This window comes from Achromobacter sp. RT286_PF (assembly GCF_059760425.1).
The window spans coordinates 96,077-119,287 of sequence record NZ_JCBAMR010000007.1; the positions used below are offsets into that span (position 1 = coordinate 96,077).

Annotated in this window: 24 protein-coding genes; 8 read left to right on the forward strand and 16 right to left on the reverse strand. The window is 66.2% G+C overall.

Translation table 11 applies throughout. The annotated features are described in order from the left end of the window. Positions 1–6: 6 nt before the first annotated feature. From AC6LJY_RS08645 to AC6LJY_RS08665, 5 genes are all read right to left on the reverse strand, one after another. A complete protein-coding gene (locus tag AC6LJY_RS08645; protein ID WP_370512786.1) occupies positions 7–804 on the reverse strand; it encodes an enoyl-CoA hydratase/isomerase family protein in 798 nt (265 codons plus the stop codon). 19 nt (positions 805–823) lie between these two features. Next, the gene (locus AC6LJY_RS08650) at positions 824–2,044 is read right to left on the reverse strand and encodes a CaiB/BaiF CoA transferase family protein (RefSeq protein ID WP_046807679.1); all 1,221 of its coding nucleotides are present in this window, start codon (positions 2,042–2,044) and stop codon (positions 824–826) included. A 159-nt stretch (positions 2,045–2,203) separates the two neighbouring features. Further along, positions 2,204–2,368: a hypothetical protein gene (locus AC6LJY_RS08655; RefSeq protein WP_162941279.1), complete on the reverse strand. Its 165-nt coding sequence runs from the start codon at positions 2,366–2,368 to the stop codon at positions 2,204–2,206. A gap of 41 nt (positions 2,369–2,409) precedes the next feature. Continuing rightward, a complete protein-coding gene (locus tag AC6LJY_RS08660) occupies positions 2,410–3,939 on the reverse strand; it encodes a tetratricopeptide repeat protein (RefSeq protein WP_498135751.1) in 1,530 nt (509 codons plus the stop codon). Positions 3,940–4,103: 164 nt separating this feature from the next. Next, the gene (locus AC6LJY_RS08665; RefSeq protein ID WP_498135752.1) at positions 4,104–4,982 is read right to left on the reverse strand and encodes an alpha/beta hydrolase; all 879 of its coding nucleotides are present in this window, start codon (positions 4,980–4,982) and stop codon (positions 4,104–4,106) included. Positions 4,983–5,184: 202 nt separating this feature from the next. Between AC6LJY_RS08665 and AC6LJY_RS08670 the strand changes: the two genes are divergently transcribed. From AC6LJY_RS08670 to AC6LJY_RS08700, 7 genes are all read left to right on the forward strand, one after another. Continuing rightward, positions 5,185–5,640 carry a hypothetical protein gene (locus AC6LJY_RS08670; RefSeq protein WP_498135753.1) on the forward strand — a complete coding sequence of 152 codons (456 nt, stop codon included), beginning with the start codon at positions 5,185–5,187 and terminating at the stop codon, positions 5,638–5,640. Between the two features lie 135 nt (positions 5,641–5,775). Further along, positions 5,776–6,474 (forward strand): glutathione binding-like protein, encoded by a 699-nt coding sequence (locus AC6LJY_RS08675; RefSeq protein ID WP_104141892.1) that lies wholly within the window; start codon positions 5,776–5,778, stop codon positions 6,472–6,474. A 2-nt stretch (positions 6,475–6,476) separates the two neighbouring features. Beyond that, a complete protein-coding gene (locus tag AC6LJY_RS08680; RefSeq protein WP_046805130.1) occupies positions 6,477–7,403 on the forward strand; it encodes a LysR family transcriptional regulator in 927 nt (308 codons plus the stop codon). Between the two features lie 77 nt (positions 7,404–7,480). After that, complete coding sequence (gene tcuA, locus AC6LJY_RS08685; protein ID WP_219991156.1) at positions 7,481–8,887, forward strand: FAD-dependent tricarballylate dehydrogenase TcuA; 1,407 nt, start codon at positions 7,481–7,483, stop codon at positions 8,885–8,887. Then, positions 8,884–10,149 (forward strand): tricarballylate utilization 4Fe-4S protein TcuB, encoded by a 1,266-nt coding sequence (gene tcuB / locus AC6LJY_RS08690; protein ID WP_498135754.1) that lies wholly within the window; start codon positions 8,884–8,886, stop codon positions 10,147–10,149. The genes tcuA and tcuB overlap by 4 nt, the downstream gene beginning before the upstream one ends. An 84-nt stretch (positions 10,150–10,233) precedes the next feature. Then, positions 10,234–11,211, forward strand: coding sequence for a Bug family tripartite tricarboxylate transporter substrate binding protein (locus tag AC6LJY_RS08695; RefSeq protein ID WP_498135755.1), 978 nt, complete (start codon positions 10,234–10,236; stop codon positions 11,209–11,211). 122 nt (positions 11,212–11,333) lie between these two features. Next, positions 11,334–11,936 carry a WG repeat-containing protein gene (locus AC6LJY_RS08700; protein WP_498135756.1) on the forward strand — a complete coding sequence of 201 codons (603 nt, stop codon included), beginning with the start codon at positions 11,334–11,336 and terminating at the stop codon, positions 11,934–11,936. A 34-nt stretch (positions 11,937–11,970) separates the two neighbouring features. Here the strand turns inward: AC6LJY_RS08700 and AC6LJY_RS08705 are convergent, their stop codons facing one another. The 4 genes from AC6LJY_RS08705 to AC6LJY_RS08720 all read right to left on the reverse strand — a co-directional run bounded on the left by AC6LJY_RS08705 (position 11,971) and on the right by AC6LJY_RS08720 (position 16,033). Next, positions 11,971–13,383, reverse strand: a complete 1,413-nt coding sequence (locus AC6LJY_RS08705) for an aminotransferase-like domain-containing protein (protein ID WP_120157010.1) — start codon at positions 13,381–13,383, stop codon at positions 11,971–11,973. A 64-nt stretch (positions 13,384–13,447) separates the two neighbouring features. Next, positions 13,448–13,585 carry a DUF2474 family protein gene (locus tag AC6LJY_RS08710; RefSeq protein WP_082134497.1) on the reverse strand — a complete coding sequence of 46 codons (138 nt, stop codon included), beginning with the start codon at positions 13,583–13,585 and terminating at the stop codon, positions 13,448–13,450. Then, positions 13,585–14,592, reverse strand: coding sequence for a cytochrome d ubiquinol oxidase subunit II (gene cydB, locus AC6LJY_RS08715; protein WP_498135757.1), 1,008 nt, complete (start codon positions 14,590–14,592; stop codon positions 13,585–13,587). The genes AC6LJY_RS08710 and cydB overlap by 1 nt, the downstream gene beginning before the upstream one ends. Before the next feature lie 4 nt (positions 14,593–14,596). Continuing rightward, the gene (locus tag AC6LJY_RS08720; RefSeq protein WP_498135758.1) at positions 14,597–16,033 is read right to left on the reverse strand and encodes a cytochrome ubiquinol oxidase subunit I; all 1,437 of its coding nucleotides are present in this window, start codon (positions 16,031–16,033) and stop codon (positions 14,597–14,599) included. A gap of 335 nt (positions 16,034–16,368) precedes the next feature. On the opposite strand from AC6LJY_RS08720, the gene AC6LJY_RS08725 reads away from it, so the two are divergent. Then, positions 16,369–17,043: a GntR family transcriptional regulator gene (locus AC6LJY_RS08725; RefSeq protein WP_498135759.1), complete on the forward strand. Its 675-nt coding sequence runs from the start codon at positions 16,369–16,371 to the stop codon at positions 17,041–17,043. Between the two features lie 6 nt (positions 17,044–17,049). Here AC6LJY_RS08725 and AC6LJY_RS08730 read toward each other — a convergent pair whose 3' ends face one another. The 7 genes from AC6LJY_RS08730 to AC6LJY_RS08760 all read right to left on the reverse strand — a co-directional run bounded on the left by AC6LJY_RS08730 (position 17,050) and on the right by AC6LJY_RS08760 (position 23,146). Then, a complete protein-coding gene (locus AC6LJY_RS08730; RefSeq protein WP_046805146.1) occupies positions 17,050–17,769 on the reverse strand; it encodes an ABC transporter ATP-binding protein in 720 nt (239 codons plus the stop codon). Positions 17,770–17,780: 11 nt separating this feature from the next. After that, positions 17,781–18,599 carry an ABC transporter ATP-binding protein gene (locus AC6LJY_RS08735; RefSeq protein ID WP_314355537.1) on the reverse strand — a complete coding sequence of 273 codons (819 nt, stop codon included), beginning with the start codon at positions 18,597–18,599 and terminating at the stop codon, positions 17,781–17,783. Then, positions 18,596–19,483 (reverse strand): branched-chain amino acid ABC transporter permease, encoded by an 888-nt coding sequence (locus AC6LJY_RS08740; RefSeq protein WP_498135760.1) that lies wholly within the window; start codon positions 19,481–19,483, stop codon positions 18,596–18,598. Before AC6LJY_RS08740 ends, AC6LJY_RS08735 begins: the two co-directional genes overlap by 4 nt. Further along, entirely contained in the window at positions 19,476–20,369 is an 894-nt protein-coding gene (locus tag AC6LJY_RS08745; protein WP_498135761.1) for a branched-chain amino acid ABC transporter permease, read from the reverse strand. The genes AC6LJY_RS08740 and AC6LJY_RS08745 overlap by 8 nt, the downstream gene beginning before the upstream one ends. Positions 20,370–20,450: 81 nt before the next feature. Continuing rightward, positions 20,451–21,566 (reverse strand): ABC transporter substrate-binding protein, encoded by a 1,116-nt coding sequence (locus AC6LJY_RS08750; protein ID WP_046805119.1) that lies wholly within the window; start codon positions 21,564–21,566, stop codon positions 20,451–20,453. Positions 21,567–21,942: 376 nt separating this feature from the next. Further along, complete coding sequence (phbB, locus tag AC6LJY_RS08755; RefSeq protein WP_485859053.1) at positions 21,943–22,689, reverse strand: acetoacetyl-CoA reductase; 747 nt, start codon at positions 22,687–22,689, stop codon at positions 21,943–21,945. Then, the gene (locus AC6LJY_RS08760; protein WP_046805145.1) at positions 22,679–23,146 is read right to left on the reverse strand and encodes a hypothetical protein; all 468 of its coding nucleotides are present in this window, start codon (positions 23,144–23,146) and stop codon (positions 22,679–22,681) included. The genes phbB and AC6LJY_RS08760 overlap by 11 nt, the downstream gene beginning before the upstream one ends. Between the last annotated feature and the right edge of the window lie 65 nt (positions 23,147–23,211).

Genomic DNA, 23,211 nt, shown 5'->3' on the forward strand with positions numbered 1-23,211 from the left:
TTCCCCTTATTTGCCCTGGAACACCGGTGCCCGCTTTTCCAGAAAGGCGCGGCGCGCTTCCTGGGCGTCTTCGGTCTTGCCGATAGCGGCGGTCATGTCCTGTTCGTAGCGGTAGCCGTCGCGCAGGCTCATGTCTTCGATGGCGTTCAGCGTTTGCTTGGCCAGCACGGTGGCCAAGGGGCTCTTGGACGCCAGCTCGCGCGCCAATTCCAGGGCGCGATCCATCAAGGCGTCGGCGGGCACGGAGGCTTCGACGATGCCCAGGCGATAGAGCTCGTCGCCGTCCACGCGCAAGCCCGTCAGCATCATGCGGCGCAAGCGGGAATGGCCGAACAGCCGCATGCCATGGCGTCCACCGCCCAGCAGGCCGACGTTGATTTCAGGCAGGCCGACCACGGCCGTCGATGCCGCCAGCAAGATGTCGCACGAGGCCACGATGGCCAGCCCCGCGCCCAGCGCAGCGCCGTTGATGGCGCCGATGACGGGCTTGGCGCATTCGCGAATGGCATGAAAGCACTCGCGGGTGCGGCGCGAGTGCTGCGGCAGGTCGCCGGGACCCTTGATGGTGGCGGCGCGGTTCTTCAAGTCCGCGCCCGCGCAAAACGTCTTGCCCTGTCCGGACAACACCACGGCGCGCACCTCGGGCGTTTCCGAGATGCGGTCCAGCACCCAGGACAGCTCGTTCATCATGTCGGTGCTAAGCGCATTCACCGGCGGGTTGGCCAGCAGGATGACGGCCACGCCGTCTTCAAGTGTGACGTCCAGCGCGGTGTAGGGGCCGGTCAAGTTGTCGGGCATGGTCATGTCCGTGTCTCCGTCTTTTTCAAATGATCTTGCGCTGGCGCAGGTCGGCAATCTGCTGCGCGCTCATGCCCAGTTCTTCAAGCACTTCGGCGGTGTGTTGCCCCAGCAGGGGCGGTGCGCGGTCGGCGCGCAGGTCCGCCGTGGCGAAGCGCAAGGGGTTCATCACTTGCGGCACGCTCTTGGCGGTGGGATGCGGCAGGCGGCGCAACATGGCGCGGTGCGCCACCTGCGGGTCGTCGAACACTTCAGGCACGGTGTTGATCGACCCGGCCGGCACGCCGGCGCTTTTTAGCGCTGCCAGCCAGTGCGCGCGCGGCTGCGTAAGAAAGATGGCGTCCAGGATCGGGTCCAGCGTGTCCTGATTCGTCACGCGCTGGCTGTTGGTGATGTAGCGGGGGTCTTGCGCCAGCTCGGGCTTGCCCAGCAGGCGGCACAACGCGGCAAATTGCGCGTCGTTGCCCACGACGATGACGATGTCGCCATCGGCGCAGACAAAGGTGCGTTGCGGTTGGATGTTCGGATGCGCGGTGCCGGTGCGGCGCGGCACGCGGTTGCCCAGCAGGAAATTCATGGCCTGGTTGGCCAACAGGCCGACCTGCACGTCCAGCATGGCGACGTCGATGTACTCGCCCTGGCCCGTCTGCGAGCGCCGCAGCAGCGCGGCCACGATGCCCAGCGCGGCGTAGACGCCGGTGGTCAGGTCCACGATGGGCACGCCCACCTTTTGCGGGCCGCCGCCGGGCTTGTCGTCGCGTTCGCCCGTAACACTCATCAGCCCGCCCATGGCCTGGATCAGGAAGTCGTACGCGGGCTCGGCGGCGCGCGGGCCGGTCTGCCCGAAGCCGGTGACCGAGCAATACACCAGGCGCGGATTGATCTTGGCCAGCGAGTCATAGTCCAGCCCCATGCGCGCCAGGGTGCCGACCTTGTAGTTCTCCAGCACCACGTCCGCGTCGCGGCACAGGTCCTTGACCAGCGCCTGCCCTTCAGGCGTCTGCAAGTCCAGCGTGATGGACCGCTTGCCCCGGTTGGTGGCGATGAAGTAGGCGCCGTCGGTGGTGTCCTGGCCGTGCTCGTCTTTCAGGAAAGGCGGGCCCCAGGACCGGGTGTCGTCGCCCAGGCCCGGCCGCTCGACCTTGATGACGTCCGCGCCCAGATCGGCCAGGATCTGGCTGGCCCAGGGGCCGGCCAGAATGCGGCTCAGGTCCAGCACTTTCACGTTTGATAACAGCGGCTGCAAAGCCTTCTCCTTGACTCCTGTGATGTGCAGGTAGTCTAGGATTTCCGGCTTGCCGCGGGATGCACCCGAGGCACAAAGCTGTTATGCGTTTGGCGCACCGACCCGCGTGCAATGGCAATGACGCGGCAACAACGCGGGCAAGGAAAAGCCGGGGGCTTGTCAGCGGCCCGTGTCGGGGTAATTCGGGCCAGCGTCGTTAAAGCCGCCGCTGCTGTAGGGATTGACGGCGCCGGGATGCGGCGGGCCGCCGGGGCTGTTGGTGCAAGCGCTTACCAAGACAGAGATGGCAAGCGTGGTCAGCAAGGCAATCAACGTCGATTTCATGGTGGTCTCCTGCGGCTGCCCCGGGGCAAGGCGAGAAGAAATTATAGGGCGGCGACCGGTTGCCGGTGTGTGCGTTTGGTCCGAGGCGCGTCGCAACGTTGGCGATACGCCTTGACTGCGTCGGAGTCCGCCGGCTGGAAATAGGGGTGCGGGTACTGCGCCTGGCGCATGGCGTCGTGCAGGCGCCGGCCCCAGACGCATTGCGCCTGCGCCTCGTCCCACAGGCGCACCGCCTGCTCAGGGCGGTCGTGTTGCCATAGCGCCAGGCCATAGTCGGCCACCAGCTCTTCATTGCGGGACAGCTCCCGATACGCCACATGCAGCAGGCGCAGCCCTTCTTCGCTGTGGCCTTGCAGGCTCAGGATCCAGCCCAGGGTGCCCTGGTTGAACGCGTTCGGCCCCATTTCGCGGATCGATTGCCGCGCCTGGGCTTCGGCTTGGGGCAGGTAATCCGGAAAGTCCGCCAGAAAATAAGCGATGTTGTTGGCCCAGTCCGTGTCGCTCGCGCGCCCTGCGCGGGCGAGCCTGGATTGACGCTGTTGCAGCGTTTGGGCATCGGCCAGCGCCAGGTCGGGCATGCCCAGCAGCCGCTCTACGTCCAGCCGGTCGCTTAGCAAATCGGTGTCGACGGGTTTCAGGGATTGCGGAAACCGCCATTCGCGTGCCCGCATCAGCCAGTGGCGGGCATCGTCCTGCCGACCGACCATCAACAGCAATTGCGCCAGGTTCAACTGTTGTTGCGGGGTGGCGGCGCAGTGCATCGCGCCGATCAGGGCATGCGCGCCGTCGACGTCGCCCTGGCTGAACTTGCGGTTGATGGCGTCCAGTTCGTCGAAGCAGGCGTGGTTGTCGGTGACGGGCGACTCGATGGACAAGGATATGGGCATGGCCGGCGTGTCGTGGCTGAAGTAGGCCGTGGCGCCTTGGCGCGTGGTGTAGCCCAGGTCTACCCATTGCTCGCCCCAGCGCTGGCGCATGGTCAGGATGTAGGGCCACGCGGGTACCGGTTCTTTGGTGCTGCTGCTGGAATGCAGCTGGAAGAAGTGGCCCCACGCGCCGTCGCCAACGCGTCGGATCAGCGTGAAGTCGTCGGGGTCGTGCGGCTTGTCGGTCCAGACCCAGGCGGTACGGCCCTGGTCGTCGGTGACGCCGTGCAGGATGCCGTCCTGGCTGGGCGTGTCTTCAATGAACTCTTTCTTGCCCGTCAGGAACAGGCGATACGGCGTGTGCGGCGCGAGCGCACTGTGGTGGTCGCTCAGCAGTGTCAGGGTCAGGGTCTGGCCATGGGTGCCCCGGCCGTACTGGGGCATGCCGGGCGGGGGCTCGGTGAGGGCGGCAGCGGAAGGCGCGGCGGGTGTGGCAGCTTGAGAATCGCTGGGCAGCACAGGGGGCAGCACAGGGGGCAGCACAGGGGGCAGCACGGCGGGCGTCTCGGCGGTCGCCATAGGGGGCGCCATAGGGGGCGGGATATCGCCCACCGTCGCGGGTTCGGCGTGAGCGCCCGGCAAGGCCAGCAGGCCGGCGGCGGTCAGGATCAGCGAGGTCAGGCGGTGCAGGGTGAACTGGGGCATGGAGGTGGCGGGCACGAGGGCGGCCCGCCCGTCATTGAGGCGGGCCAGATTGTGTCACGAACGCGCGGCCTGTTGCTTGTCGGTCCCTATTGCTGGCGACCGTTTTTGATCGCCACCGATCGCAGCCGGACGGTTCCGCCTGCGTCCTATCGCGCTGACTGCTTCTACCGCTGTAGTCGTGCGGTGATGAAGGCGTTGATTGCGCGGGTGGCCTCGTTGTCGGCACCAACGTCGGCGTTAACCTGCGCGTGGTTGCGGGCAACGCCGAACAGCGCGGCTTGGCCGCCTTGTGCCGTCAACAGGTCGGCGTAGCGCTGCGCGCGTCGACATGGGTCGGGCCGCAATGTGGAACAGACGAACAGCGCGGGCGGCTGTGGCCCGGTCAGTTGCGCGGCGGGCGAGGCCTGCGCCCATTCGGCGGGGTCCGCGCCGAAGGCCTCGTCGTAAAACGGGGCGTGCGGGCGCGGCATGACGTCCAGCAGATCGAAGCCCGCCCCGTCCAGGATGATGCTGGCCCGCCACAAGGGGGCGCCCGTGCGCTGGCGCATCGCGGCGTCGGCGGCCAGCAAGGTCAACAGGTGGCCGCCTGATGAATGGCCCATGACGAACAGGTTGTCCGGGTCGGCCTGCCAGCGGGCGGCCTGCTGGCCGATCCACGCGATGGCCCGCCCCAGGTCTTCGGCTTGCGCGGCCGGGCGGGCTTGCGGCATCAGCCGCGTGTTGACCGAGACCACGGCGTAGCCCCGGGGCAACCAGTAGGCCAGCTTGTCCTGCACGACGTCGGGCGTGGCCTTGTCGCCACCTTTCCATGAGCCGCCATGCACCACGACCAGCACGGGGGCGGGTCGGCCGTGCTGTGTCGATGCATCGGGCAGATAGACATCGGCGATCTGGGCGGGGTCGGGGCCGTAGCGCTGATCGGCCAGCACGGCTGCCGGAAACGTCGAGGCGGTGGCTATCGGGGCGGCGTACGAAACGGCCATGCCCGGCCAGGGCAGGGCGGTGGCCAGCAACAAGGTCAACAGCAAGCGGGGCGCGCGCATGGATGGGACGTGGCGAAGGCGGAACGCCGATCAATGTAGCGCAGTTGCAGATGTCGCCGCCGACCGTCCCACCGCTTAGCCGACCCGACCGACGCGACCGACCCGCCACGCCACGTCCTCATCCCCGCGCCGCCGCATCCGCCACCACCTGTGGCATGCTGCGCCCGTTCGCCGTTTTTCCACCGATCCGACCCCGGCTTTCATGCTCAAACTTCTACCCCGATTCTGCGATTTCCTGCTGTTGGCCGGCGCCGCCGCGCTCTTTGGCGCTTGCCTGACGTCGCTGTTGACCACGGGCGCCTACGGCTGGGCGGTGCCCGACGCGCCTTACCTCTACGGACCTCGCGATTTCTACGCCGACGCCGTGCTGGCGGGGCTGGCCGGGCTGCTGCTGTTGGCCCTTGCCGAGCGCCTGGCCGGTGCCCGCCTGACCGTGGCGGGCCGCGCGATCGCGGGGCTTTCGGCGACGTTTGCGGCGGCGCTGCTGGCGCTTTACCTGGCGCCGCCCGCGCCCATCGTGTTCGGCAACACCTGGGCGTGGGGCGAGGCCACGCGTGAACTGTTTCTAGCGCAATGGCCCTTGGTGCTGCCCATTGCCCTGGCGACGACGGCGGTGCGTTGGGCCTTGCTGCGCGTGTCCAGGCTCTGGGCGCGCTAGCCGCAGGCCCCGCCCCGGCAGGCAGGCGCGCCACCCCGCCCGCCGGTAATTTTCAGCCGGATTTCTGCTCGTATGCGCTAGGATTGTCGGCGCAATTCCCCAACCCGATGTCCGCCTCCTCTGGAGAAACCCCGCATGACCTCCCTAGACTCGTTCGCCATCACCAAGAAGTGGCCCGCCCAGCATCCCGACCGCATCCAGCTGTATTCGCTGCCCACGCCCAACGGCGTGAAGGTGTCGATCCTGCTGGAGGAAATCGGCCTGCCCTACGAGCCCCATCGGGTGGCTTTCGACAAGCAAGACCAGTTTTCTCCGGAATTCCTGTCCCTTAGCCCCAATAACAAGATCCCGGCCATCCTTGATCCCAACGGCCCGGGCGGCAAGCCGCTGGCGCTGTTCGAGTCGGGCGCCATCTTGATCTACCTGGCCAGCAAGACCGGCCAGTTCATTCCGACGGACACGGCCGAACGCTACGAGACGCTGCAATGGCTGATGTTCCAGATGGGCGGCATCGGCCCCATGTTCGGCCAGCTGGGGTTCTTCCATAAATTCGCCGGCAAGGACTACGAAGACAAGCGCCCGCGCGACCGCTACGTGGCCGAGGCCAAGCGCCTTCTGGGCGTGCTGGACCAGCGCCTGGAAGGCCGCGACTGGGTCATGGGTGACGAATACACCATTGCCGACATCGCCATCTTCCCGTGGGTACGCAACCTGGTCGGCTTCTACGAAGCGGGCGAGCTGGTCGGCTTCCCGCAGTTTGCGAACGTGGCCCGCGTGCTAGAAACGTTTGTCGCGCGCCCGGCCGTGGTGCGGGGCCTGACCATTCCGAGCTAGGCATGGAACTGCGCCAGCTGCGTTACTTCGTGCGCGTGGTCGAGGCCGGCAGCATCGGCCGCGCGGCGATGTCCATCGGCATGGTCACGTCGGCCCTCAGCCAGCAGATCAGCCGGTTGGAGGGCGAGCTGTCGACGCGGCTGTTGCAGCGCAGCGCCAGCGGCGTGGTGCCGACCGATGCCGGGCTGGCGTTTTTTCGGCAGGCGCAGCTGGCCTTGCGCCACGCGGATGACGCCGTGCAGGCCGCGCAACAGGCGCGGCTGGCCGGCCACGTCAGCGTGGGCCTGTCATCAACCACCGCCGCCATTTTGGGCGCGCCGTTCCTGCAAGCCATGAACGAACGCTACCCGGACATCCGGCTGCATCTGGTCGAGGCGCTGTCGGGCCACCTGGCCGACATGCTCAACGGCCGGTTACTGGACCTGGCCATCGTGTTCCAGGCCGAATCCGCGCGCCGTTGGAGCATCATGCCGCTGCTGGACGAGCCGCTGTTCCTGTGCGCGCGTCGCGACATGCCCGGGGTGCCGGGCGGCGACACGACGCGGCTGGCCGACATCGCGCATCTGCCCTTGGTGCTGCCCAGCGGCCGCCATGGCTTGCGCGCGCTGGTCAACAACGCCTTCCTGCAACTGGGCCAGACGCCGCGCGTGGTGGCCGAGGTCGATGGCTTGTCGCTGTTGATGGACGTGGTGCAGCTGGGCAGCGCCGCCACCATCCAGCCCAGCTCCGCCACCGCGCGTATTGCGCCCGGGCAGTTGCACATGGCCCGCATCGACGACGCCCACTTGTTCCGTCCCAATCTGCTGGTCAGTCTGTCCGACGACGAACTGTCGCCCGCCGCGCTGGCCGCGCGCCTGGTGCTGGCCGACGTCTCGCGCACGCTGGCGCAACAGGGCAAATGGGCCGTCGTAGCCCTTCACGATTCGTGAAGACCCGTTGACGCCCGCCTGATATCGCGGACGCCGCCCCGTCAGTACAGTCAGCCCATTGAATTGGGGACGATGGCATGGTGGACGTCTTGGTGGTGGGAGGGGGCAACGCGGCGCTGTGCGCGGCCCTGATGGCGCGCGAGGCCGGCGCCAGCGTGTTGCTGCTGGAAGCCGCGCCGCGCGAATGGCGCGGCGGCAATTCGCAGCACACGCGCAATTTGCGCTGCATGCACGATGCGCCGCAAGACGTGTTGATCGACGCCTATCCCGAAGAGGAATACTGGCAAGACCTGCTGAAAGTCACTGGCGGACAGACCAACGAACATCTGGCGCGCCTGGTCATCCGCGAATCATCCACGTGCCGCGACTGGATGCGCCGCCATGGCGTGAACTTTCAGCCGCCGCTGTCGGGCGCGCTGCATGTGGCGCGCACCAACGCCTTTTTCATGGGTGGCGGCAAAGCGCTGGTGAACGCGTATTACCGCAGTGCCGAAGCGCTGGGCGTGCAGATCCGCTACAACGCGCCGGTCGATGCGCTGGAGCTGGAAGACGGCCGTTTCAAGGCCGCCCGCATCGGCGACGAACGCATCGAGGCGCGCGCCTGTGTGCTGGCGGCGGGTGGCTTCGAGTCCAACCGCGAATGGCTGCGCGAGGCCTGGGGCCAGAACGAACGCGGCGAATGGCCGGCCGACAATTTCCTGATCCGTGGCACGCGCTTCAACATGGGCGTGCTGCTGAAATTCATGCTGGACGCGGGGGCGGACGGCATCGGCGACCCCTCGCAATCGCACTGCGTGGCAATCGACGCGCGCGCGCCGCTGTACGACGGCGGCATCTGTACGCGCATCGACTGCGTGTCGCTGGGCGTGGTGGTCAACCGCGACGCCGTGCGCTTTTACGACGAAGGCGAAGACTTCTGGCCCAAGCGCTATGCCATCTGGGGCCGGCTGACCGCCATGCAGCCCGGGCAGATCGCCTATTCCATCATCGACGCCAAGGCCATCGGCCGCTTCATGCCGCCCGTGTTTCCGGGCGTGAAGGCGGACACGCTGCCCGAACTGGCCGACAAGCTAGGGCTGGACCCGGCCACCTTTGCACAGACCTTGCGCGACTACAACGCCGCGTGCCGTGTCGGTACCTTTGACCACACGGCGCTGGACGACTGCCACACAGAAGGCATCGCGCCCGCCAAGACGCATTGGGCACGGCCCATCGACACCGCGCCGTTCTACGGCTACGCGCTGCGCCCCGGCATCACCTTCACCTATCTGGGCTTGAAGGTGGACGACACCGCCGCCGTGCGCTTTAACGACGTTCCCAGCGACAACCTGTTCGTGGCCGGCGAAATGATGGCCGGAAACGTGCTGGGCAAGGGCTATACGGCCGGCGTGGGCATGTCCATCGGCACGGCGTTCGGCCGCATTGCCGGCACCCGGGCCGCCGCCGCCGCGCGCGCCCAGACCCTTGCAAAGAGCACGACATGAAGCAGCTTGAAGCCCTGGCCCGCGAGGCCCAGTCGTTTTCCACCCCGCATGCTTCGACGCCCGGCAGCCCCGCCGTGGCCGAGCAACCCGCGATGCCCGCCGCCATGGTCGAACACCCCGTCCAGTGGCGCGGCAAGAACGCCAAGCCGCAAGCGGACGCGTTGACCGAAGACGAAACCGAGGTGGCGCGCGTCATGCAGATCTGCAACGCCTGCCGCTATTGCGAAGGCTTTTGCGCGGTGTTTCCCGCCATGACGCGCCGCCTGGAATTAGGCAAGGCCGACCTGAACTACCTGGCCAACCTCTGCCACAACTGCGGCGCCTGTCTGCACGCGTGCCAGTACGCGCCGCCGCATGAATTCGCGGTGAACGTGCCGCAGGCCATGGCCAAGGTGCGGGTGCAGACCTACACCGACTACGCCTGGCCGGCCGCGCTGGGCTCGCTGTACAAGCGCAACGGCCTGGCCTTGTCGCTGGCCACTGCCGCCGGCTTGGCGCTGTTCCTGGTGCTGGCCGTGTTGATGGCGGGCGGCCTGTTCCATGAACCCATGGCCGGCAATTTCTACGCCGTGTTCCCGCACAACACGCTGGCGCTGATGTTTGGCGTGGTGTTTGGTTTTTCGATGCTGGCCTTGGGCGTGGGCGTCACGCGCTTCTGGCGCAACGTCAGCCCGGGGGCGGCATCCGGCGCGGCGGTGGCCGAGGCCGCGCACGACGCGCTGCGCCTGCGTTATCTGGACGGCGGCCACGGCAAGGGCTGCAACAACGCCGACGATGCGTTCACCTTGTGGCGCCGACGTTTTCATCACTTCACCTTTTACGGCTTCATGCTGTGTTTTGCCGCCACCTGCGTGGCCACGCTGTACCACTATCTGCTGAATCAGCAGGCGCCGTATCCGTTGCTGAGCGCGCCGGTGTTGCTGGGTACGGCCGGGGGCATCGGCTTGCTGATCGGGCCGGCCGGTTTGCTGTGGTTGAACATCAAGCGCCATCCGCAACAGGGCGACGCGGCACAGAAGCCGATGGATCGCGGCTTCATCGTGCTGCTGTTCCTGACCAGCGCCACGGGGCTGGCCTTGCTTGCCGGGCGCGATGGCGGCGCGATGGCGCTGTTGTTGGCCATACACCTGGGCGTGGTGATGGCCCTGTTCCTGACGCTGCCCTACGGCAAGTTCGCGCACGGTATCTACCGTTCGGCGGCGCTGCTGAAGTGGTCTATCGAAAAGCGCCAGCCGAACAAGCTGCAACTGGATTCCGATTGATCTGACCCGACCCCACCCGCGCCACGCGGGCATGACGGCGCCCCGGCGAGGGCGCCGCATCCGATGACATACGAGGAGACTTCAATGATCCAAACCCGACTGCTGGCGCGCGTTGCGCTGGCCGCCTGTTTGCTGCCGGCGTTGCCGGTGGCGCACTCGCAATCCTTCCCGACCAAGCCCATCACGCTGGTGGTGCCGCATTCCGCCGGGGGCACGTCCGACATCCTGGCGCGCACGGTTGCGGCGGAAGCGGCCAAGACGCTGGGCCAGACCATCGTCATCGACAACAAGGGCGGCGCCAACGGCACCATCGCGGCCAAGCAGGTGGCCTCGTCCGCGCCGGACGGCTACACGCTGCTGCTGGCTACCGCCAGCACGCATGGCATCAACCCGTCGTTGTACTCGCGCATTTCGTATGACGCGGTGAAGGACTTCACACCCGTCACGCTGTTGGCCACGGTGCCCAACGTGCTGGTCATCGGGCCCAACGTCAAGGCGGCCAGCGTGCAGGAATTGATCGCCTACCTGCGCGGGCAGGGCGACAAGACGAACATGGGCTCGGCGGGCGCCGGCACGCCTGGCCATCTGGCAGGCGAGATGTTCAAGAGCGCGGCCAAGCTGCAATTCACGCACGTGCCGTACAAGGGTGGCAGCCCGGCCATCACGGATTTGATCGGCGGTCAGATCGACTTCATGTTCACCACCATTCCGGGCGTGTTGCCGCACGTGAAGGCAGGCACGCTGCGCGCGCTGGCGGTGACCTCGCCCGAGCGTTCGCCGGCCATGCCCGACGTGCCGACGATGGCCGAGTCCGGCCTGCCCGGCTTCCAGGCGGTGTCGTGGCACGGCGTGGTTGCGCCGGCCGGCACGCCGCCCGAGGTGGTCAACAAGCTCAATGCGGCGTTAAGCGGTGCGCTGGCCGCGCCCGCGGTCAAGCAGCGCCTGATGGAAGAAGGCGCGGCCGCGTCCACCCTGAACACCGCCGCGTTCGGCACGTTCATCCAGAGCGAGATCGCGTCCTGGGCGAAAGCGGTGAAGGATTCGGGCGCGACGGCGAATTGATGCACAGGGGGCGAATGGCGGCCGCCGGGCCGCCGGTCGCACCCGCGAATCACAGCCTTGCCTTCCCGGGGCGCCATACGCCGGGGCTTGCGGGCCCCGGCCAGCATGCTAGGATCGCCGCCATGTTGACGACCCTGTTGCTTGCCCTGCTGGCTGCCGCGCCCGCCGCCCCTGCCGCCAACCCCGTTTCGTCCTATCCCCTGCAATGCCTGTACGCCGCCAAGCACGAGGGCGGCTCGCTGGAATCCGAAGACCATTGCGCGCGCGTTGACGGCGACACGCTGACCTTCGCTGCCCAGGCGCTGGGGCGCATGGATTTCAACGCGGACGGCTTGTCGCCGGCATACACGCACGGGTCATGGCGATGGGTACGGCCCGACGGCAAGTCCGTGGCCGTGGTCACGTACGACAATTTCGCCGACGACTTTGAAGACGGGCTGACACGCGGGCCGTGGTCTGGCGGCATGGCGTATTACGACGCCCAACTCAATCGCGTCATCACGACGCCTTACGATTGGGTCGACCGTTTTGAAGGCGGGCTGGCCGTGGTGTGCCAGGGCTGCCGCAAGGTGCCTGCCGCTGGGGGCGAGCACTACTACATGGCAGGCGGCCAATGGGGCGCTATCGACCGCCAAGGCCGGGTGGTGATGCCTTTGCGTCACGATGCAGCCAGCCTGATGCAGGGCGTGGAAGCCGCGCGCGCGGGCGCCGACACGCGGCGCTGAGCGCCTGCCGGTCGTTCTCAACCGGCACGCCGCATTACCCTCCAGCCATCAGCTTGCCCAACGTCACCATGCCTTGTTCCATGTCGACGCTCCAGGGGTGCCCGTGGTTAAGACGCATGAAATTTCCGAACGCGCCCGATGACGAAAACAACGGGCCTGGTGCAATGCTGATGCCGTGATCCAATGCCGCCCGATGCACCTTCAGCGTGTCGATATGCTCGGGCAGCTCTACCCACACGAAGTAGCCGCCGGCCGGGCGCGTGGCGCGCGTGCCTTTGGGAAAGTAGCGCGCCACGGCCTGCAATAGTTCGCCCTGCTGCAATGCCAGCGCCTGCCGGAACTGGCGCAGGTGGCGGTCGTAGCCGCCTTTTTCCAGATAGGCGGCGATGGCGGCCTGGGTGGGCGCGGCGGTGGCCAGGCTGGTGGTCAGCTTGTTGCGCATGATCTGCCGGGTGTAGCGTCCCCCCGCCACCCAGCCCACGCGATAACCCGGCGCCAGCGTCTTCGAGAACGACGAGCAATGCATCACGATGCCCTCCTTGTCGAACGCCTTGGCCGGGCGCGGCCGGTGTTCGCCAAAGTACAGCTCGCCGTAAACGTCGTCTTCAATCAGCGCCACGCCGTGGCGCGTCAGCAGCTTGACCAGCGCTTCTTTCTTGCTGTCGGGCATCAGGCTGCCCAACGGATTCTGAAACGTGGTCATCAGCCAGCAGGCGCGCGGACGGTGCTGCACGATGGCGCGTTCCAGCGCTTGCAGGTCGATGCCTTCACGCGGGTGCGTGGCCACTTCGATGGCGTGCAGCTGGTTGCGCTCCAACGATTGCAGCGCGGCATAGAAGGTGGGGGATTCGACGATGACCGCATCGCCCGGCTGGGTCACCGCCGCCAGGCTGAGGTTCAGCGCGTCCAGCGCGCCGTTGGTGATGATGATGTCGTCCACCGGCACCGACAGGCCATCGGCCAGATAGCGCAATGCAATGGCGCGGCGCAGCGCCGCGTCGCCCGGGCTGAGGTCGTCAATGGAACCCCACGGATCCAGCCGCTGCGCCGCCGACGCCATGAACTTGCCCAGCCGCGCGTAGGGCAGCAGCGATGGGCTGGGAAAGGCCGAGCCAAACGGCACCATGTCGCGGCGCAGCGTGGCGTTAAGCACTTGCAGCACGTTGTCGCTGACGTCCACCGGGTGACGCCCGGCGGTGGCGCTGGACAGGGCGTCGGGTTCCGGTAGCGCGGCGTGCGGGGCGCGCAGCACGTAGTAGCCGGACCGATCGCGCGCGCGGATCAGGCCCCGCGCTTCCAGCAGGTAATAGGCCTTGAACACCGTTGATGGGCTGACGCCCCGGCTGGTGCTGGTCTGCCGCACCGATGGCAGGCGGTCGCCGACTTGCAGCAAGCCGGAACTGATGGAGGCGGTGATGTCTTCGGTCAACCGTTCATAGCGCTTCATGGCGGTGTCGTTTCAAAAAGGGAAAAAGAGGGGGGTTGCGGTACGCGGGTGTGACGGTGCGCCGTCATGTCGACATGCCGATGGCGCGCATCAGAAGCCGCAGCGCGTAGGCCGCCACGCCCAAGGTGGCGACGCTGGCGGCCCACAGCAGCGCAAGCCACAGCAGGCGGCGCGGCCAAGCAGATGTTGTCCAGACACGCATCAATGGAACTCCTCGCCGGTGCGAACCTTGCCGCGAAACACGTAGTACGACCACGCCGTGTAGGCCAGGATAATCGGAATGATCAGCAGCGCGCCGACCAGCGCGAAGCCCTGGCTTTGCGGCGGCGCGGAGGCCGTCCAGATGGAGACGTCAGGCGGAATGATGGCGGGCCAGATGCTGATGCCCAGGCCCGTGTAGGCCAGGAACACCAGGGCCAGCGACAGCATGAACGGCCCGGCGGCGGGCGTGGCGCGCACGCGCCGGATCAGCTCGAAGCCGGCGGCGGCCACCAGCACCGGCACCGGAAAAAACCAGAACATATTGGGCAGGCTGAACCAGCGCTGCGCAATCTGCGGCTGCGCCAGCGGCGTCCACACGCTAAGCACCGTGATCACGGCCAGCAGCGTCAACGTCAGCGGCCGGGCGATATCGCACATGTGGCGATGCAGCCGGCCTTCGGTTTTCATGATCAGCCAGGTGCAGCCCAGCAAGGCATAACCCACCACCAGCCCCACGCCGGTGAACAGCGAGAACGGGCTGATCCAGTCCCACGCGCCGCCGTGAAAGGCGCGCCCCACCACCGTAATACCTTCAATGTAGGCGCCCAGCGTCACGCCCTGGAAGAACGTGGCGGTGACCGAGCCAAAGACAAAGGCCAGGTCCCAATAACGGCGATGATGTTCGTCGGCCTTGAAGCGGAATTCGAACGCCACGCCGCGAAACACCAGGCCCAGCAGCATGAACACCAGCGGCAGGTGCAGCGCGCTGAGGATCACCGCATACGCCAACGGAAACGCCGCCATCAGCCCCGCCCCGCCCAGCACCAGCCAGGTCTCGTTGCCGTCCCACACGGGAGCCACGGTGTTGACCATGACGTCGCGTTCATCGCGGTTGCGGATCAGCGGAAACAGAATGCCGATGCCCAGGTCGAAGCCGTCCATCACCACGTACATCATCACGCCGAACAGAATGATGACGGCCCATATCAATGCAAGGTCGATGCCCATGGCGTCAGACTCCAGAACGGTTGTGCGGCGCGGGTTCCACCCCCGCCAGCGTGGACGCGGCGGACAGCGGGCGTGACGGCTGGCGCGCTTCACCCGGGCCACCCGACAGTGGCGCGTGGCCGGGCGCGGGGCTGGGGCCCATGCGAATCAGGCGCAGCATGTACGACACGCCCGCGCCGAACACCAGCAGGTAGACCGCCACGAACAGGGCCAGTGTCAACGTCAGTTCGCCAACGCCATGCGGCGTGGCCGCCTCGGCCGTACGCATCACGCCGTAGACGATCCAGGGTTGACGGCCTATCTCGGTGACGTACCAGCCGGCCAGCATGGCGACAATGCCGGACGGCCCCATCCACAGCGCAAAGCGTTGCAGCGCGCGCGACTCGTACAGCCGCCCGCGCCAGCGCGTCCACAGCGCCCAGCCGGCCAGCAGAATCATCAGCATGCCCAGCCCGGCCATGATGCGAAACGACCAGAACACCACGGTGGCATTAGGGCGGTCTTCGGGCGGATAGGACTTCAGCCCCGGGAACTGGCCGTCCCAGCTATGCGTCAGGATCAGGCTGCCCAAGCGCGGCACGTTCAGCGCAAAGCGCGTTTCTTCGCGCGCCATGTCGGGAATGCCGAACAGCGTCAGCGGCACGCCCACGCCGGGTTCGTTGTCCCAATGACCTTCAATGGCGGCGATCTTCGCGGGTTGGTGCTTCAGGGTATTGAGGCCATGAAAGTCGCCCACCACCGCTTGCAGCGGCGCCACCAGCAGCAGCATGCCCATGGCCATGGCGAACATCTTCTTCACGGCGGGGCTGCGGTCGCCGCGCAGCAAGTGCCACGCGCCGGACGCGCCCACCATCAACGCGGTGGCCAGGAAGGCGGCGATGCCCATGTGCGCCAGGCGATACGGAAACGAGGGGTTGAAGATCACTGCCAGCCAGTCGATGGGCACGACGCGCCCGTCCAGGATCTCGTAGCCGGCCGGCGTCTGCATCCAGCTGTTTGACGCCAAAATCCAGGTCGCCGACACCAGCGTGCCCAGCGCCACCATGATGGTCGAGAAAAAGTGCAGGCCCGGGCCGACGCGCGTCCAGCCGAACAGCATCACGCCCAGGAAGCCGGCTTCCAGGAAAAAGGCGGTCAGCACTTCGTACGCCAGCAGCGGCCCCGTCACGCTGCCTGCGAAGTCCGAGAAAAAACTCCAGTTGGTGCCGAACTGGTACGCCATCACCAGGCCGGACACCACGCCCATGCCGAAGTTGACGGCAAAGATCTTGGTCCAGAAGTGATACAGGTCGCGATAGACGGTTTTGCCCGTGCGCAGCCAGAAGCCTTCCAGCACCGCCAGATAGCTGGCCAGGCCGATCGTGATGGCGGGAAAAACGATGTGAAATGAAATGGTGAACCCAAACTGTATTCGGGCAAGCAATAGCGCGTCGCCATGCATAGCGGTCTTCCTGATAAACGGGTGTCCTACCTGTCGAACGGTAGATCCGCAGCGCGATGCAGTACAGATTCAGAAATGGAATAAAAAAGCGGATCAGTTTGGGCGGACGGACGCGTAAAGCCAGGCGGGGCACCGGCTCTGGCGCTGTACCCGGATCAGGCCCGCGTCATGATGGTGTCCCTGAAAAACGGCGCAGACACTTGCCATGCCCTGCGTGGACGGCGGCGGTTCCCGATCCCGGTTCGTTCGGCTACGATGGGAGCCCGCCGTTGGATCCACTTTCATCGACGTTTGCCGCAGGCCGCCGTCCTTCGCCCCATAGATACCCGAGAGTCATGAGCATCACCAAAACGAAGGGCACGTCCAGTAAAGCCCAGGCCTTGCCGCACCGCATCCGCGACCAGTTGCGCTATGAGATCCTGACGGGCGCCTTGCCCGCGGGCACGCCGCTAAAGCAGGACGCCCTGGCCACGCGCTTTCAGGCCAGCCGCATTCCGGTGCGCGAAGCGTTGCGCCAGCTGGAAACCGAAGGGCTGGTGGCGTATCACCTGAACCGGGGCGCGGTCGTCATCCGCATGGACGTGGACCAGATCTGTGAGCTGCTGGACATCCGCATCGCGCTGGAAGGCTACGCGGTGCGCGCGGCCGTGCCCAACATGGCGCGGGCTGACCTGGACGCCTTGGAAGCCATCCTGAAGGCCTACGACGAGGCCGATTCGGTGTCGGAATGGGCCGAGCTGAACCGCCGTTTTCACCTGGCGCTTTGCGCGCCGGCAAACAACACGCGGCTGCGTCGGCTGATCGAGGAATACGGCCTGAACACGGACCGCTACACGCACGAGATGATGTCGCAGGCGACCGGCAAGGAAGGGCCGCAGGCGGATCACTACCGCATCCTGGAAGCCTGTCGTGCGCAGGACGGCGCGTTGGCCGCGCGCCTGGTGGAAGCGCACATCATCGAAACCAAGAAAAACCTGGTCGCCATGCACCGCATGCGCGAAGACGGCTGAACGGGCCTACGCCGCGCGGCCGCCCAGGTACAGTTCGCGCACCTTTGCGTCGTTCATCAACGCCTCGGCCTGCCCGGTGATGGCCACCGTGCCCATCGACAGCACGTACGCGCGGTCGGAAATGCGCAGCGCTTCCATGGCGTTTTGCTCCACCATCAGTATCGTCACGCCTTCCTTGGCGCGGATGCGCTGGATGGCTTCGAACACTTCGCCCAGCGTCTTGGGTGACAGCCCGGCCGATGGCTCGTCCAGCAGCAACAGGCCCGGCGAAGGCATCAGCGCGCGCGCCAGCGCCAAAATTTGCCGTTCGCCGCCGGATAACGACGCGGCGGGCGCATCCAGCTTGCGTTGCAGCACGGGGTAGTGTTCGCACAAGGTGCGCACGCGCGCCAGGCACTGCGCCTTGTCCAGCGCATTGCCGCCCACCAGCAGGTTTTCGCGCACCGACAACGCCGTGAACACGTTCTCGGTTTGCGGTACGAAGCCCAGGCCGTGACGCAGAATTTTCTCGTGCACGGGAAAGCGCGAGATGTCTTTGCCTTTCAGCATGACCTGGCCTTCGCGCGGCTTGAGGTAGCCGGCGATGGTTTTCAGCAAGGTCGATTTGCCGCAACCGTTGGGTCCCAGCAGCGTCACGATTTCAGATTGGCCTGCATGCAGCGACAAGCCGCGCAGAATGTCCACGTCGCGGGTGTAGCCGGCAACAACGTTTTGCACGTCGATCATTTTTTCGCTCATCAGGCAGCTCCCATGCGCAGTACCGGCGTGGCCGTGGCGCCGCCGGCGGGCTTGGCCGCCGCGCCGCCCAGATACGCCTGCAACACCCGTTCATTGGACGCCAGTTCATCCGGCCGGCAATCGGCCACGATGTGGCCACGGTCCAGCACGATGCAGCGATGGCAGACTTCGCGGATGAAATGCATGTCGTGCTCAACAATCACAATCGTCATACCTGCATCATTCAGGCGCTGCAACGCACGGACAATGTCGCTGCGCAGGTTTGGGTGCACGCCGGCCGTGGGCTCGTCCAGCATCAGCATGCGCGGCTGCGCCATCAGCGCGCAGACGATGCCCAGCAATTTCTTTTGCCCGCCCGAGATCGCCGCTGCCGACAAATCGCGCACCGGCGTCAGCAGCAATTGGTCCATCAACGCGCCGGCACGCGCCCGTGCGCGTGTCTCGGCCAGCCCCGCCGCGCGCGAGCCGAACAGGTTTTCCCACACGCCGTGATGTTCGGTCGAAGCCGCCATGGCGACCTCGGCCACGGACATCTTGCGTGGCATCGACGGCAACTGGAAGGTGCGCGCGATGCCGGCCTGCACGATGCGGTGCGCGTTCAAGGAGTCGATGCGCCGGCCTTCGAACCGCACGGTGCCGGCGTCGATGGATTCAAAGCCGGTGATGGTGTTCAGCAAGGTGCTTTTGCCCGATCCGTTCGGGCCGAGCAGGCCGACGATTTCGCCTGGTCGGATCGAAAAGCCGACCTTCTCCAGCACGCGATTGCCGCCAAACGCCTTGGCCACCGAATCGACTTGCAATGCATAAGGGGTGGTCATGGCATCTTCCTCATCTTTTCCGGCAGCAGCCCTTCGCTGCGCCACAACAGGCATCCCAACAAAATGAAGCCGATCAAGCCCAACCGCAGCGCGCCGGCCACGTCGGAGCCGAAGCCGAACGCGTCCTTGGCGAAGGGCACCAGCGTGTAGGCGGTCTGCACCAGCACCACGCCCAGCAGTACGCCCGATACGTTGCCGATGCCGCCGATCATCAGCATGGTCCACAACAGGAATGTCTCGGAGGCAAGCAGATAATCGGGGCCGACAAAGCTCATGTAGTGCGCGTACAGCGAGCCCGCCAGCGCAGTCACTGCCGCGCCGGCCATTACCGCCCGCGATTTCAGCCGCATCAGGTCATAGCCCATGCAGGCCGCCAGCTTGGGTTCTTCGCGCATCACGCGCAGCGCGCGCCCGAAGCGGCTGTAGGCCAGACGGCGCAACAGCACGGCGGCGGCGGCCGCCAACACCAGCACCAGGCCCAGGAATGCCAGCGCGCCGCTCTTGCCGTCCAGGCCGCCGAACAACGCGGGGATACCGCTGATGCCTTGCGCGCCATTGGTCAGCCACAGTTCGTTGGTGGCGACGGTGCGGATGATCTCGGCGATGGCCAGGGTGGCTATGCCCCAATAATCGGCGGCCAGCTGCTTGCCCAAGCGTGCAACGCACCAGCCCAGCGCCATGGCCACCGCAACGCCGGCAGCGGCGCCCAGGCCCGGGTGCCAGCCGATATGCACGGCGATGCCGGTGCCGTATGCGCCGATGCCCGCGAACGCGATGTGGCCAAAATTCAGCAAGCCCGCCAAGCCGGCTTGCAGGTTCAGGCCCAGCGCCATCAAGGCAAAGATCGCGCCGAAGGTCAGCGATGAAATCAGGAAATCAAACACGGCGCACCTCGCGATCGAACAGGCCGTAGGGCTTGAACAGCAGCGCCAGCAACAGGATCAGGAACGATGCCGCGCTGATGTACGCCACCGGCAGGAAGGCCACCGGCTTGTTGTAGAGCCAGCCGAAGTTCAGGTTAGTCACCAGCGTTTCGGTGAAGGCGATCAGGAATGCGCCAGCGACCGCGCCCAGTGGGTTGCCCAGGCCGCCCAGGATGGCGGCGGCGAACACCGGCAACAACAGATCCGAGCCCAGGTTGATGTGCGCGCCCGTGGACAGGGCCAACAGCCCGCCACCCAGACCTGCCAGCGCGCCGCTGGCGAACGCCACCTGGCAGGTAATGCGCGAGGCGTTCAACCCGCTGGCGTCGGCCAGGGCAGGGTTGCAGGACAGCGCGCGCATGGCGCGACCGGTGCGCGTCGTGAAAAGCAGCAGCGCAAAGGCCGCAAGCAGTACCGCCGTGGTGGATACGGCGGCAATCTGCATAACGGTGACGCTGGCGTCACCCAGGCGTATTGGCGTGGCCAGCGGCAGCTTGAACATCAGCGGGAACGAACCCGCGACGCCCTGGCAAAAAGCGATCAGCAACATGGACAGCGCCAGCGAACCGATCATGGTGATGGCTGGACCCGCGCGCAGCAACCGACGAAACACCAGCAGGTGAAACACCAGCGCCAGCGCCCCGGTCAGCAGGCTTGCGGCCGGTAGCGCCAGGGGCAGGGGCAGGCCGAGCACGCTGCACGCATAGGTCGCGTAGGCGCCCAGCATGGCGTATTGCACGTGCGCGATGTTTGGAAATTTGACCAGCCCATACACCATGCTCAGGCCCAGCGCGATCAGCGCCAGGTCCGAGCAGCGTAGCAGCGTGTCGACGAGAATCTGGATCATCTTGTTGACTCGTAAGACAGCAAAAAAGAAAACGCCTGAAGACAAGGCCGGGGCTGCGTGGCAGCCGCCGGCCCGGGCCCATCAACGTGCGACGATCTTGCCTTGGTCGGATTTGAGCTTGGCGTAGGGCGGGTCCACGCGCTGGCGGTCGCTGTCGAACTTGATGAAGCCGGTGACGCCTTCATAGCCCTTCTGGCCCAGTTGGGTCAGGGCGGCCTGCACGTCGGCGGGGGCGGTGGACTTGGCCAGGTTCATGGCGGCGGCCGTCAACAGCACCGCGTCATAGGCGTAGCCGGTGTAGGACGTCTTGAAGCCGTCCTTGTAGCGGGCCTTGAAGGCTTCGGCGTATTCGCGGCCCTTGGGGCCCAGCACCGATCCCACTTCCATGCCGATCTGGCCTTGCGCGATGTCGGCCGGCGTGTCGCTCAGGCACATGCTCAGCAAGATGCCGTACCACGGCGTCTTGCGCAGGCCCAGTTCAAAGGCCTCGCGGTTGATCACGGCCGATTCCTGGCCGTAGGCGGTGTAGATGTAGGCGTCCGGGTTGCTGCGCGACATCTGCTGCAATTCGCGGCGGTAGGTGGACTGGCCGGCGGTGTACAGCACTTCGGTCACGATCTTGCCGCCCAGCTTTTCGAACTCTTCCTTGTAGCCGTGCGCCACGCCTTGGCCGTAGGCGTTGTTGGGCGCAATGATGGCCACGTTGCGGTAGCCCTGATCCCAGGTGTCCTTGGCGGAAAAGCGGTTGCCCTTGTCTTCCAGGCCGATCAGGTTGAACGACGTGGCGCCCAGGTCGCGGATCTTCACGCTGGTGCTGGCGATGTTGATGTGCGTCACGCCTTCCTTGACCAGGTACTGGCCCAGCGGAATGGAAATGCCCGACGAGTATTCGCCGATGACGACCGGCACCTTGTCGACGCTGACCAGCTTGCGCGCGGCGTTCAACGCAGTGGTGGGGTTGCCGCCCGAATCCTCGACCACCACGGCAAATTTCTTGCCCATCACGCCGCCGTCGGCGTTGACCTTTTCCACGGCCAGGTCCACGGCGCGGCGCACGTCCTCGCCCACAGTGGCGTTGGCGCCGGTCAACGACAGCACGGCGCCCATCTTTACGGTTTCCTGTGCGTGGGCGCCGGCGCCGGCCAGCGACAACATCAGGCAGGTGGCGCCCAGCAACGGGCGGACGAACAATTGCATGGTGGTTTCCCCTCGAAGCGTGCCGGGTTCGCGTCTGATGCGCGAAGGGCCGGCGGTGTGTGGTGGCCCTGGGCATTACCCAAGGCGCGAAACGAGGGCAGATGTGGATACCAAAAACGAAAATTGCATCCAATCCTGCTCAAGTGGATGCAAATATACGAGGCGGCTCGCGTCTCAACAATATGGGGTTAACCCGTTACCTGTTGTTTCAAACACCGTTTTACCCACCGGGTTGCACCGCGTGTCGATATGCCGCAACGCATCGCGCCCGCCAACGGAGCCGTCGGCGGGCGCGATGCTGTTGCGTGAGGAACGAGGGCCGTCCCGGCCAGCGTGGCGGCGTTACGGTCAGGGCTTCAGTACTACGGTCAGTACTTCAGTACATATGCTGGCCGCCGTTGATGGCGACGTTGGCCCCGGTCATGAATCCTGCGTGTGGGCCGCACAGAAACGCCACCAGCGCCGCCACTTCCTCGGGTTGGCCCAGGCGGCCGACCGGTATCTGCGGCAGGATCTTTTCCTTCAGCACATCTTCGGGCACCGCCTGCACCATGCGCGTGTCCAGGTAGCCGGGCGACACGGTGTTGACGGTGACGCCCTTGCCGGCCAGCTCCAGCGCCAGCGCCTTGGTGAAGCCGTGGATGCCCGCCTTGGACGCCGCGTAGTTCGTCTGGCCAAACGCGCCCTTGCTGCCGTTGACGGACGAAATGTTCACGATGCGGCCCCATCCGCGGTCCGCCATGCCGCCACATAGCGGCTGGGTCATGTGGAACATGGAATCCAGGTTGCTGTGCATGACCTCGTTCCAGTATTCCAAGCTCATTTTTCGCAGGCGCGCATCGCGCGTGATGCCGGCGTTGTTGACCAGGATGTCGATAACGCGCCCGTCGTGGTCCAGCCGGCGCATCAGCGTCTGGCATGACGCGTAGTCGCCCACGTCCACGGAGTACAGCGCGAAGCGGCGTCCGCGCGAGGCTTCTTCTTCGGCCCAGGCGTGCGCGGCGCCTTCGTTCGAGTGGTAGGTGGCGATCACGTCGTGGCCGGCATCGTGCAGCGCCAGCGCGATGGCGCGGCCCAGGCCGCCCGAGCCACCCGTCACCAGCGCGGTGCGTTTATCCGTCATGGCGATCTCCGGGCTGGTTGGCATCGCGCATGGCGGCGCACGCGGCGGCCATCTGGTCCGACATCGCCGTCCAGATCTGCGTCATGGGGAAGGGCGCGGGCGTGATGCCGCCGCCGGTGGCCAGCTTGAACCAGCCGCTCATGGCTTCGCCCAGCCCGGCCGTCAACGCGGCCTGCTCTTGCAGCGCGGCGTGGGTGATGGCCTGGCTGGCTTCCAATTGCGCCTGCCATTGCTTGCGCGTCATCTCGCCCAGCGCGGGTGCAATGGATTGCCAGTCGCCGGTGTGTTGCAGCGGGCTTAGCGTGGACAGCGTGTTGTTTGTGTGTTGGTCGGCCAGCCGGCGGCCCAGTTCCATCCAGCGCTGCTGGCTTTCCTGGGCAAGTTGGGTCAGTCGTTGGTAATAGGCGGCGTTGGCGCCGGCAATTCCCTGGGGCATGGAGGCAGTAGGTTTCTTCATCATCCGTCCTTGTCGTAGTGGTAAGGGGCAACGAATCAGTCCTGGAAGCCGTCTGGGTCAGGGCG